General features: G+C 35.9%; 8 protein-coding genes. All 8 read right to left on the bottom strand.

Annotation, left to right across the window (positions count from 1 at the left end; translation table 11 throughout):
• Positions 1-2: 2 nt before the first annotated feature.
• The 8 genes from ACMHJ2_RS00545 to ACMHJ2_RS00510 all read right to left on the bottom strand — a co-directional run bounded on the left by ACMHJ2_RS00545 (position 3) and on the right by ACMHJ2_RS00510 (position 12626).
• Positions 3-4553 carry an RHS repeat-associated core domain-containing protein gene (locus tag ACMHJ2_RS00545; RefSeq protein WP_413511011.1) on the bottom strand — a complete coding sequence of 1517 codons (4551 nt, stop codon included), beginning with the start codon at positions 4551-4553 and terminating at the stop codon, positions 3-5.
• A 79-nt stretch (positions 4554-4632) separates the two neighbouring features.
• Positions 4633-4935, bottom strand: coding sequence for a hypothetical protein (locus ACMHJ2_RS00540; RefSeq protein WP_413511010.1), 303 nt, complete (start codon positions 4933-4935; stop codon positions 4633-4635).
• Entirely contained in the window at positions 4932-6272 is a 1341-nt protein-coding gene (locus ACMHJ2_RS00535) for a hypothetical protein (protein WP_413511009.1), read from the bottom strand. Before ACMHJ2_RS00535 ends, ACMHJ2_RS00540 begins: the two co-directional genes overlap by 4 nt.
• Positions 6273-6277: 5 nt before the next feature.
• Positions 6278-8245, bottom strand: a complete 1968-nt coding sequence (locus tag ACMHJ2_RS00530; protein WP_413511008.1) for a type VI secretion system Vgr family protein — start codon at positions 8243-8245, stop codon at positions 6278-6280.
• 383 nt (positions 8246-8628) lie between these two features.
• The gene (gene tssD / locus ACMHJ2_RS00525) at positions 8629-9036 is read right to left on the bottom strand and encodes a type VI secretion system tube protein TssD (RefSeq protein WP_413511007.1); all 408 of its coding nucleotides are present in this window, start codon (positions 9034-9036) and stop codon (positions 8629-8631) included.
• A 406-nt stretch (positions 9037-9442) separates the two neighbouring features.
• Positions 9443-10801 (bottom strand): DUF5458 family protein, encoded by a 1359-nt coding sequence (locus tag ACMHJ2_RS00520; protein ID WP_413511006.1) that lies wholly within the window; start codon positions 10799-10801, stop codon positions 9443-9445.
• A 5-nt stretch (positions 10802-10806) separates the two neighbouring features.
• Positions 10807-11463, bottom strand: a complete 657-nt coding sequence (locus ACMHJ2_RS00515) for a hypothetical protein (RefSeq protein ID WP_413511005.1) — start codon at positions 11461-11463, stop codon at positions 10807-10809.
• Positions 11464-11474: 11 nt separating this feature from the next.
• A complete protein-coding gene (locus ACMHJ2_RS00510) occupies positions 11475-12626 on the bottom strand; it encodes a hypothetical protein (RefSeq protein ID WP_413511004.1) in 1152 nt (383 codons plus the stop codon).
• Positions 12627-12636: the final 10 nt, after the last annotated feature.

The following is a 12636-nucleotide window of genomic DNA, read 5'->3' as shown; positions in this document are numbered from 1 at the left end:
CTTTATTGATACGTATGTTTTTGAACATTACTTAATCCTTTACTATTTTCAGGTATATGTCCCCGATGCTGGTTGTATTTTCCAGCCAATTTAGGATCTCCTTTTGCACCATCAGCCGTATGTAAATGAGCCCCTCTTCCGAATTTGTCGTCTTGATGCATAATTATATATTTTCCTTTATGATCTCCACCAAAAGCCCAAACTGTTCTATTTTCATACTGCTTATCAAAAACGAAAACCGCTTCTGGTGTACTTATGTGTCTAGGAATTCTTAGTTGTTGTTTCGCTCTCCTAAATGCCTCCCTAAAAGTCATTTGGTCAGTAAGATCTAACCCAAACACATCTATACAAATCGTAGGATCCCCAACATATCCATATAACGTAGGATTCCCTCCTTCAAGTCCGATTGGATCTTGACTGATGTAGTTTCCAATTTCTGGATCGTAGTAACGAAAGCGATTATAGGCTAAACCCGTTTCTTTGTCATACATCTGACCTTGATAAAGGTAATTACAAAATTCCTCATCACCAACGGCCATTCTCGCTTTTCCGAAACTATCCAGCTCACGTTCCCATATCTTTTCCCCTCTATCAGAATAGCCAAGTATAGGTGTTCCCAAATGATCAGTCACAAGACTGTATTTCTTATCTCCTTTAATCTTAGCCATGGGTACAAAGCTATCTTGCTCAAATACCCAAGTAATAATATCATCTGTTGTTGAGGCATTTACATCAAAGGTTTTGTATTCATGCAATACAACATCCCCTTCCCAAACATAGTGCGTTGTGGCCTCACGGCAGCACTTACTCACCCGTCTGCCAAGTGCATCATATTGAAAATCTACGATATCACCCTCTGGAGAGATCGCTCTACTAAGCATACCCGCACCATTCCATTGATATGTCCAGTTTTTACCTGTCAGTTTCTCAATTTTTTCTACTAAATTACCTTCTCTATCGTATTGATATTTAGCCGTTTTTGTTTCTTCTAATCGATTGATTTTATAAGATCTATCTTTACAATCCAACTGTTTGTATAAATTGCCACTGGCATCTACCCCTCTTTCAATTTTTTCATTTCCTTGGTAAATGACCCCTTGTAAAAAGTCTCTTTTATCATGTTGAAAATAGGTATGTTGAACTCCTTGGTCCGTAATTTGGCACAGTAAACCTCCTTGATCCCATATATATTGTCTATAAAAATGAGGTACTGAATAATTAGAGCACTTTAGTCTATGTATGCGTTGCTCTTTTACACGTCCTATTTTATCATATTCCCATGCCTGTTGAATACCTCCACTATAGATTCTTAGGTTCTCCATTCCAAAAGAATCATATTCCTTATGTACCTTCCAATCATTGAAATGGCTTTCTATCCTATTATTTAAGGCATCAAACCGATGTTCTAAATTTGCCCCTAGACTACTACTTAAATTTGTACGTCGCCCATAAGCATCGTAGGTAGATTGAACCTTTTTGGTATTAAATCTTTCTTCAATAACCTGACCTAATACATCATACTGCAAAGATAAAACACCCGCCTCATTTATCGCTTGACTCAAAAGCCCAGATTCATAGGTATAGGTTTCACAGCTCTTATCACTATACTTAACTTGGGTAACACGCCCCATTTCATCATATTCATAGTGTGTCCATCGATTATCGGGGCGCTGAATGGTTGTAATCCATCCTACTTCATTGCGTTTGAATCTTTTTTCTATGCCATCAAACGCTTTTTCATGTACCACATGCCCAATAGCATCTAAACCAAACTGATATATATGTCCTTCTTCATTCTTAATTTCCCGCAGCCGTTCATTCGAATCATAACTATAACTAATAGCATTGCCAGCCTCACTGCGCCAAATCAACTTGTGAATGCCTTTATATTTAAAGTGAATATGCCGGTTTTGGTCTTCGTATTCAATTATATTATTAAGTGCATCGTATTTCAGTTGAATAATAGTACCATCAAAATCATGAACTGCAACGGCTCGACCAAGTCTATCTAATATTCTTTTTTGTTGTATTCCATTTGCATTGATAGTATGTGTACAGCGATTCCACAAATCATATTGATAGCGCATTCTATTTCCTGTGGGGCTACTGATAGCTGACAAATTATACTGTTTGTCATATTCTAATTGTGTACTTACTCCTAGTCCGCTTAGGATGGAAACTAGAAGTCCTTCTGCATTATACTTCCACTTTGTTTTCGCTTGTAATGGGTTTATCATTTCTCGAATTCGCCCTTCTCTATTGTAGAAATACTGCCACACCCCACCCTTAGCATCAATGCGTTCTGTAGGTAAATAGGGATAATCGGATTCTTTATAGTTAATTTGAGTAAACTGTCCATCGGGTAAAATAATCTTAGTGATATTCCCATAATCATCTCTAATAAAGCTGTGTACATGACCCAACGAATCTATACTACGATCAAGCTCACTGTATTTGTTGTACATTTTTTTCCAGACACCACCATTTGCATCTAGAGTTTCATAGACCAATTTATTTTGATGCTTGTATATCGTTTTGTTTGCTTCCCCATCAATCACGTGGGTTTCTCCCTGGTAATAAGCGAGTTTAAAGTGTTGAATGCCCCCGTCACCCCATGTTTCTATACATCTAGAGCCTATTTTATTGCCTTCATATTTAAAAAACCACTGATGCCCATTGCGCCAAGTTTCTTTTATTAGCAAATGCCGGTTATATTGCATTTGTAAAGGTTGACGCATCTCATCATAATGAGTTATCATGTCTCCTTGATTGTTATACACATATTCAGCAATACACACTTTAGTGGCACTACCTTCAAGACCTTCTGTCCACACTTTGGTAAGATGCCCTTCTTCATCACTCTCAAATAGATATATTCTATTTACCGTATCTTTTATTTCTGTTAGAATCCCTTTCGAATTATAGGTAAAACGAATAGTAAATCCCTCTTGATTACAAATAGCAGATAGTAAATAAGCTTCTTGTCTATCCATATAAGCTTTTGTATGAAATAAATACAGTTCTTCTTTTTGATTTTTGAGGTAATAATATCCATCCTCATGGTAACACAACCAAAGCTTTTCAGAACGATGATAACGTGGTTTAGGATGCTCTCTAGTGGGAATTTTATCGAAGTTAATTAATCTGCCGTCCCAAAGTCTTGCTTGAGCTCTTCGGTGCTCCAAATTAATAAATAAAGCCCTATCATAGCTATGATGCCAACCATGTCCCAAAGGGCCAAGGTATTCACTATCACTATACCAAACTCTTTCAAAAGACAGAGGAATAATCCCCGAAAATTTAAAATCTATGCTATCCGTAAATAAATCTCCGCCTACAACATCAACAGGGTGACCCACATAGGTTTTTAATTTTTTGTCAATTTTACTATATAATCCTTTGGTATATTTAGTATTAAAGATCTTTTCATTTGCTCTATTTAGCGCTCTAGAAATAGTACTACAAGGTTTTTCTTTCTCTGTATTGTCCTTTACTTTTTTTGCACGCATAGTCTTTAACTTAGTAAAGCCTGCTCGCATCAACAATCTAGGTATTTGAACGGGATTAATAGCACAGGGCACGGGATTGGTAAGTACAATCCCATTCCAAGGTATAGGAATAATAATTCCGCTTGGCATATACAATTTCGCTTGTACTCCTTTTTCAGGATCAGGCTTTGAACCCGCATCGTGTATCGAAGTTATGCCAAAATCTGAACATACATTTTGTAAATGAGGAGCTCCAACTAGCGGAGAACCATCTGCCAAAACAAACATACTGCCTACCCAAGCATGTCCGTGATCTTTCTTTATAGCATTGGCTATCGCATGAAACCCCGCACCAAAGGGGACGTGTTTGATACTTTTTATTGGTGTTCCAGCAACGGTTCGCGGTAAAATCATACCCATTTTAACTGTTGCTCCGAGATTGCTAATAAAAATACGCGCAAAACTTGTAACAAATTCGGTCGTATCGTTAATCATTCCCCCGTTTTCTTCTGATAAATTATCAAATTCTACCTGTTGGTTTACTGAAGCATCAAGCCCGTCTTTAACCATCACACTAGCTGTCATCACAGCTAGTGCAAGGAAATCTTTTGGGCGAAATGAGAAGCCGATAAAGGGGTGAATCATTGGAATAGGCGCTAACGAGGGCGGAATAGAAACCAAATGGATATCAAATAAATTGATTACAGGATCCATTTGTTTGCAGACAGGTAAACATCCTATTCCTTGCGTAAAATTTACTGTTCTTAACAACGGCAACATTAGCGCATCACTCAGCTGACTAGTAAACCCCGTAACCTTAGAGTAGGTTGCTAATGCTCCGTCTGCAACATTTATAACCGTTGCAGTAGCTTTTTGAGCCGCATTTAAATTTGGCTCGTTAACGATATTTTTTTCCTTATTCCAGATGGATAGGAAAGTATTTCTATGTTCTGAATACTTAGAAGTAAAAGTCTCCGTATAAAAATCTACTTCTTTTTCTAGATTTTCTTTATCCTCAGTATTCGCATTCCGTGCTTCGCTTTGTACATATTCTTTTTCTCTCATAGCGACTATTGTTTCAGACGTAACAATTCATATAACTTGCTTTGCTGTTTATTTCTTTGAATAGTATCAAAGTCGTAGTTTACTTATTTCCTGTCATACTGGCGATTCTCAACCCGACTCCCAAAATCAAAAAAACAATCCCTGAAGCAATTATACTCCAGGATATCAACACATTAAATCGCCTAGCTATGGCTTCACCGAACGTATTTCTTACCCACGTTATATTACTAAATATTCCAGGTCCTCCCGTATCGAACATCCATTCATTCCCCTTTATGGACCAATACCAAATTACTATTCCAAGTAACAACATTAGTATTCCAGGCAGTTCTGGAAAGCACTGAATTAACTCAACAAACCATCCTTTATCGCTTTGACTCATAACTCATCTTTATTAAACATTATATTTTTTATATTTTTTGTCTTTGCTCGCCACTGCTCTCCTAATAAAGGTGAAATGATTTCATCAAGCTCTTTATCAGACACATAAGAACTATATTTAGAAGCTAAAACATCTTTGATCAATAATTTATACGTTGAAGCTTCAACTAAGGTGGTGGTAAGATTTTCACCTAAACGCACTCCTTTATTCAAAGCCTCATACTTTACCGTCCTATCGCCATCTTTATCCGCTGCAACTGCTAATAATCGCAAAGCTTCTATTTCCAAAATACTATCCTGGCAACCTTTATAATAGATTTCTCCACTTAAAAAATCCTCCTTGGCATTTCTGTATTTTTTTAACGTTAAAAATAAATACCCTCTAAACAAATAGGCTTGCCCGAGCAAGCGATATAGCATCTCTTCAGGCAATGCACCTTCTACTTTTTTTAATACATCTATCCCTTGATTAATATAAAGTACAGCTTCCTTATATATTTTTTTTCCAAACGCATGTGCACTCAATGCACTGTATATAAACATCTTTTGCACGTACCAATTCGCATCTTTCGCTTGGTTTTTCTCTGCAATATCCAAACAGAGGGTCGCGTGTTTTGTTATATTTTTTTCATGTCGTTTGCTAATTGCTTCATAGAGTTGTATCAGGTGATATCTATACTTAGTATCGGGTGCTTTTGGATCACCGATAGCCGCAATTTCTTTCATTGCCATATTTAAACTAAAACGATGTTCCAAAATACGAGTTGCTCGAGGAGCGAACTTGACTAAGTCATTAAATATCGGTTGTTCAAAAGTATCGGATAATACAATCCGCACTTTGGGATGTAAATCCAATTTCTCTAGATCTTCTAGCCATTGAAGCATAGGCTTTGCTTTAGTATTTTGGTAGTCTAATACACAAACTAAATTAGAATATGCCTCAAACTCGACTGCTTCACAAAAAGCATTAATATTGGAAACAAAAAGAGAAGCTACATTCTTATCCATGGTTAAACTCAAATCCATCTCCCAGTTCACCTGATTATCTTCAATACCTTCTGGTTTATCCGAATAATTCCACAAAAATGTAGTGGTAAAGAGTTCTTCAACCAATGCTTTACTATATGTGTCTGACTGATATAAAATCGATTGGAATAATAAAACCACATCTTCAATCTCATTATCCATCCCAAGCATATACTCGTAAAAGGCTTCTATCATTTCTACATCTTCTTGCGTTGTACGGAAAACCAAATACTTATATTCTTCCGAATAACTAACCTCTAAGTATTTTAATTCAAACTCTTCCGCGCGTTGTTGAATTGGATTGCTTTCCATAGTTGTCAGTTCAATTTAACAATTGCTCCTTGTATGGCTGCTGTTCCTCCTGCTACAAGTTTTGCATCTAATCCTCCACTAACGATTACCTTATTTTTTCCGCTGATTGTCGTTGTTTTAGAAGTAAGAGAAGCGTTGCTATCCTCCGAAGTCAAAGTCAAATTGGCTTCGCCGCTTTGTTCTATTAATTTAGTTGTTGCAACTGTTGTTATGGATTCTCCTTTAATTGACAATTCCAGTCCCTCTATTGTAATTTTCCCTTGTTCTTCTAGTATCAAGCTCGATCTTCCGGCTTGTAATACAATCGATTTCGCGCTTTTTATGTTGACATTTCCCTCGCCATCAAGCTCCATTATATTTTTTTTCTTATCTATTATTTTAATGCCTCCTGCATCGTTGAATTCAATACGATGCCCACTTTTACTGCTCCAACTCTTGCTGTTGTTGTCTTTTCCTCCACCAGAACTACTTGTTCCATGAAACAACCCGCCCATAACAAAAGGTCTGTCTGGATGTTGATTTAAAAAACCGACCATGACCTGGTCCCCTACTTCTGGAATAGCCACAAAACCACGATTGGTATCTACCGTATCACTGCTTCCAGCATCTGGAGCCATCACTCGAATAAACGCTGTATTTATATCTGCATTTTGCCAATCAAATCTAACTTGTACACGTCCTTTATTTTGTGGATCCGTATTACTTACAACGGTCGCTATTTGTTGTTCCGTTAGGGGATTCTTATACGCAATCCGAGGAATAAATCCTGTTTCTGCATCGACTGCTTCAAAATACCCTTTATACTTACCCAATACATCCACCATATGGTTAATGCTAGTTATCATAAGCTTTGTGAAATAAAGGCTTTCTTTGTGATAAGGTTGAAGCATACTGAGTTTGATAATACAACCTGGATATAAAAAAGGAACTGTTGTTGTGCCAGAAATCACAAAGACATTGGTACCTACACTACCGATAAGCCCTTGTTGTGCTTGAGTAATATCTTGATTTGTAGATGCTTTTATAGGGGCTGCCTGCAAAGAAGGGGCAGTAAAAATACGTTGTGATTTTTCATAAGCCGTCTTTGCTAAGGTTCCTTTGATTTGCAATTTAGTATCTCCTATTGCACTTAATTTCTCATTAGTCAAGCTGCTATAACCATAAAGCTCTCGATTGATATGTTGCGCAGACAAACTCACTTTTACTTGGTCAATGTCCCGTCCATAAATCAACGGTATAGGATCTTCCATGAAAGGAATATCTCCAAAGTAGAGGGTTTCTCCGTCATAAAAAAATTGTTCTCCATACGCCTCTGCCGTCCGTGCTAAATAGTTATACGCAGACTCGTTATACTGACAGCTATAGGGCAGATAATTGTTTTTAGAAGATTGAATAGCATAGTGATACTTCCCTTTTTGTGTGTACCCCTCTTCTAGCAATTGATCAACAATCGTAGGCAGAGAAATAGAGTTACTACCTCCAAAACTCTGAATATGAGGCGCTTTATCTAATAAAATAGTTGGGCTATATCCTTTAATAATACTATAACCTTGATTTCCTTGTGTTTGTTCAAAACTCACTTCGGTAATGATACCTATAAAATCTCGTTCTGGTTTTTTCTTGGTATGCTTAAAATTAAACCGCACCAAAATGCGCTTGCCTAATAATTCTTGCGTATGCATCATTTGATAGGTTTCTATCTCTCCTAACGCATCGTTATTTAAAGTTAAAACAAACGTATGATGCCCTTTTATACTTTGGTTTAATTGAAAATCTTTGAAATTTTTTAATGCTGTACCTTCTACTACTATTTTCAAATCAACTAAATGATTTATTCCAAAAATAGAATGATTAGTGATTGCCTTTGCATTGCTTATAACAAGCGGATTATCCGTTTTTATTTGCTCTAAATCTTCTCTAGGCAAAAATATTTGGCCTAGTTCTTTATCTTTGAATGAAGTTTTATGTGTCATATACTAAAGGGTTTTATAAAACGCTGAAGTGTTATTGTTTTTGGTGAAGAAAATGCTTCTTTATCGATTTTGAAGAAGCTTGGGATTGATTAGTTAAGATCTCAACGTTAGGGATTGAGTTGTCTTTTATATTTTCTTTCATACTCATTTAGTTTAGTATGAATTAGAATCGTTCGATGTTGAGAATTCCTTGCTATAACTACATCGTAAATAACCTAAAGCGTATCTCGGATGTTGAATAAAAAAACCCAGAATAAATAATCGACTAGCATACTAAGCGACAATCGGAAGTAAACCTTACCGTTACGCGACAATTTGTAAAATTAGATTCATTCTTATTCTGGGTCATTAGGAAATAGCATTTTAGTGCTCTTACACTTTACTTAAGCGCTTGGCCATGTACCTTGGTAGGCTGAATTTCCATAATCAATTTGCTCAGCACTAACTACAAAAGTTATATACATTGCATTTGAATTAATAGCATCAAAATCTACATGATGCTGGATAACATAGCCATTCGTCCATTTTAAAGAAATTAACGTGCCCTCTTCATGTGATTTATTGAAGATAATCTCTCCTGTCGTTGGTTTATACTTGCCGTTGAGCAAACTTTCTAAAACATCCGATTTATCCGTTGCTTCTACTGTAACTGTGATAAGTGCATTCGAAGGATCAGATGCTACACGTCCTGAGACGTCTACTGTACGAGATACCCCATACTTAAGATTTAATACTTTTTGAGCTTCACTCCCATTGAATTTTAACACAGCTCTTGAATTGTTTTCTGCCATACTTATTATTTTAAAAAATTATTACTGACTCAAACTTAACTACAATTTTTAGTGAATTCAATTCCTTTAAATCATTTTGAAAACAATAGGGGACTTATACTGTAAAAATTAAGTTAAAATGAATATTTTCATATATTTTTACTTTAAAATGACTATATATATTGCGTTTTTCATAATTGAACTCTTGCGCTAAATAACAAGAAAAACGCCCATGGAATCTTGACCCAGCTCGTTCGTATGCTATACCTCATCCACAGAGAACTGATAAGAGGCATTAAAGACATATAGTTCTTCTGTTACACCCTTTAATTTTCTTGGTTTATCCCGTTATGAACTAGCGATTGCAACTGACAAACAAAAAAAGCCCGCAGTTTAAGTAAAAACTGCGGGCTTTAAGAAATCTAAACTATTCTTGCACATATTCTGCTTCCCACTCATTGCCATCCTCGCCTTTGTGTCCATCCAACTTAATTACGAAGCTCTTTGTTGGAAAGTAAGGGGTTAAACGAATATCCAACCACACGCGATCTTTTTGGTTTTTATCTTGTTCAAAACGAACAATTTTAAATTTTTCAATTAATTTATCTGCACCTTTAATACCATCTAAAAACACAACAATTTGCCTGCGTAAATCATCTTCATTTTTGGCATTCCAGTTTTCGAATGCTCTTCGATTTAAAAAATCCAACAATACCTTGGTAACATAATCAAATACGCGTACAACAGAATATGTTTGAAGACCTATATTCTCTCCATCAAATAGTGTTTTTGCAGAGAATGCCATAATTTTCCCATATTCATTAACCATAGGGACAAGTCCCATCTTTTCTAATTGAGAAATTTCACTTTTTTTAAGTTCAAACTTAACCGCATTCACCTCGTTAATTCCGCCGTGTTTTTTACCTGCGGCTACTTGTGACATTAGCGTTTTGTAAATCTTTCCTGTTAAAGAAGTTGAAGGGGCAATAAACACATCTTCTTCCTCTCCCACCTCTTCAGCTTTACCTCTTGCGACCAACCAGTTGCAAGTCATTATAACGTTACTTTTATGGACATCCCCACTCGTTAGATTAGCCGAATGAAATAAATCGACCACATCATCGGGCTTATCTAGATTGGCAAAGTCTGTTACCAACATTATTTTATTTTCATTACAAATTTTCGCCCATTTGTCTATAACACTATTGGATCCCAGGTATCCAGGAATAGACAACAAAGAGTAGTTATCTCTTAAATCCAAACGATCGTAATTCAATTTAAATTCTTCTGCTATATAATCAATAAATACAGGGTTATCTAAATCCGTCATTTGATCCATTGAAGCATTGATAATATTGACATTATCAACTTTATCCAATTCCGTATTTTTATAAAATTGAGCAATCGTACGATACGAAACTTCTAAATCTCTACATTGGTGTAAAACTTGCTTCAAATTGTGCTTTAAACTTAGTACAGCGTGACTTGATTTTTGCTTACATCGATCCACAAGTTCATCTGCCGATTGATTTAATGTTAGCAATTCTAACCAGAGCTTAATGTTTTTAAGTAAATCCGCCCGTTCTTCTCTTTTACTGGAATCAGTTAAGAAAATTTGTTTACGGGCTTTTCGTTCGGGGTTCATATTTGCCATTCCCTCCACCACGGTTTCTACAAATCCAAATCCTCCTAATTTTTCTAGAGCAATTCCAATATTCTCTTGACTGCCACTCGCGTATTTTTCTTGTGTTGCAATTCCTTGCACCTTTTGATCTAACTTTGCCATAGCTTTTATTTTTCCTCTTCTAATTCTTTTGCAATCCTTTGTATGGTATCAATAAAGGCCTGTTTGGCCTGTTCATCTTCTAGTAGTTTTCGAAGTACTTTATTTATTCTTAATTGTTTAACAACCTTATTAAACTGTTCTTCATCTACTTTTAAACCTTTTAGAAACGAAGAATTTTCCACTATTTTTTTTGGTGTAAAATCTCCTACATTCGCAAATCTGAATGCTTCCTTGATTGTCTGTCCTTCAAGAGTTTCGTGTTCAACCTCAACGGTAGGAGCATAATACTTGAATACATCGTCTACTGTTTTTAAGCCCGTTACAATTTCGGGAGCCATCACTTCCTCTGTAGTAAGCTTAGCTACTAATAGGCTCTTATTACCTTGAATTTCTTGAATTGCTTCGTTAGCGTCAACTTTAATTTCGTTACCGCCAACACCATAATTAAACATTGCCATAGTCTTGTTTTTATCTAAATTAGTACTTCGTTTTTCTTTTTTTTGGGTCACTTGTTTGTCAATCGCATTGACCGTTTGTTCGTTATTTTGCTTACTTTGAATTGAGTTGAATTCAGGTTGAGTTTTATCTTCTTTTACACTAACAGCTCCTCCTACTGAGAGAGCAACCTTAACTCCTTTCATAAATTGATTCAATAAACGCATCCCTCCTTATTTTAATCTAACACACTCCATCCGCGATTTGCTTTAGAAATAGGAGTTACTTCTTGTTCATTTACAATGATATTTTCCTGGCGTTGTCCGATATAATCTAATTCGCTTAGTTTTAAAAAAATCTTTTCTAAACTGCCCATCAAAACCTGAATTTCATCTAAATGTGCGCCACAAGTTGTGTGTTGATATTTTAGTTCTGCAACCGCAGACAACTGATTTAAAAACACATAAGGAGCTATTTCACTCCATTCACCAATATAATTAAGCATTTCCTCTAAATCTGCGGGAGACATAGTTTGAGTAACTAGGTATACCTGAATAGCTAATTGAGAAAAACACGCTACAAAATAGATTGGAGCTATATAGGGAATACTATTTCTAAAATGAAAATAAATAGTCCCTATATGATGAATCAAAGCTTGACACAGTAACTTTATATTGGATGCGAGTTTTGCATTTTGACTGTAATTAATATTCTTTTGAACAATTTTTATGGCATATTTTTGAAGAATATCCATCGTTTTCGCCATACTATGATAGCAATTTTGAAGCCTTGGGTGACTAAATAAACTTGTACAAGGTGGTATAAAATTTACATCCAACAGAATATTACCTCCTTGCATTTGCACCTTGCCAAGTAGGATAAAATTCCCTCCACTCGTTGACATTCCAGCGTCTAAGGACAATACGGGCATAAGCTCTATATGGTAGCTTGGTTTCGTATAAGGTTGACGAGGAGGAGTTTCTTCGAAATCAATAGCTCCATGGGGTACTTTATCAAAGGGATTGACTGAAATAATCAAATAATACGTCAGAGCTGGCTCTTCTAATTCTCCTTTTACTGGAGGAATTAAAGCTTTTAAATTCGTTGTAAAATCAGAAAGATCAATTCTAAAACCAGCTAAAGTTATCGCACTACAGTTTTTGATTGTCAATTGCACATCTCCTGTTAAGGTAGTAGATACATCAAAAATAACTTGCTCTTGATTCTTATCTCCTAGGGGCAATAAACCATAATTAAAAGGATTGATAAACAAGGAACTTACATCTCTTAACTGATCAAGCGTAAAATTGGTATACGCATCTAAATGCATCTGGGAAATTTTCATCCCATCCACCCAGTTAACGGCCTTATATTTTATTGATTTTATCATAAAAATTAGT

The sequence above is a fragment of the Myroides odoratus genome (assembly GCF_965118575.1).
In the GTDB taxonomy this organism is placed as follows: Bacteria; Bacteroidota; Bacteroidia; order Flavobacteriales; family Flavobacteriaceae; genus Flavobacterium; species Flavobacterium odoratum_B.
This window is presented reverse-complemented; position numbering and strand designations above follow the sequence as displayed.

Coding starts and splice junctions, on each gene's coding strand:
- ACMHJ2_RS00535 (WP_413511009.1), bottom strand. CDS start 6,272: ATGGAAAGCAATCCAATTCAACAACGCGCGGAAGAGTTTGAATTAAAA.
- ACMHJ2_RS00545 (WP_413511011.1), bottom strand. CDS start 4,553: ATGAGAGAAAAAGAATATGTACAAAGCGAAGCACGGAATGCGAATACT.
- ACMHJ2_RS00515 (WP_413511005.1), bottom strand. CDS start 11,463: ATGCGTTTATTGAATCAATTTATGAAAGGAGTTAAGGTTGCTCTCTCA.
- ACMHJ2_RS00540 (WP_413511010.1), bottom strand. CDS start 4,935: ATGAGTCAAAGCGATAAAGGATGGTTTGTTGAGTTAATTCAGTGCTTT.
- ACMHJ2_RS00510 (WP_413511004.1), bottom strand. CDS start 12,626: ATGATAAAATCAATAAAATATAAGGCCGTTAACTGGGTGGATGGGATG.
- ACMHJ2_RS00530 (WP_413511008.1), bottom strand. CDS start 8,245: ATGACACATAAAACTTCATTCAAAGATAAAGAACTAGGCCAAATATTT.
- ACMHJ2_RS00520 (WP_413511006.1), bottom strand. CDS start 10,801: ATGGCAAAGTTAGATCAAAAGGTGCAAGGAATTGCAACACAAGAAAAA.
- tssD (WP_413511007.1), bottom strand. CDS start 9,036: ATGGCAGAAAACAATTCAAGAGCTGTGTTAAAATTCAATGGGAGTGAA.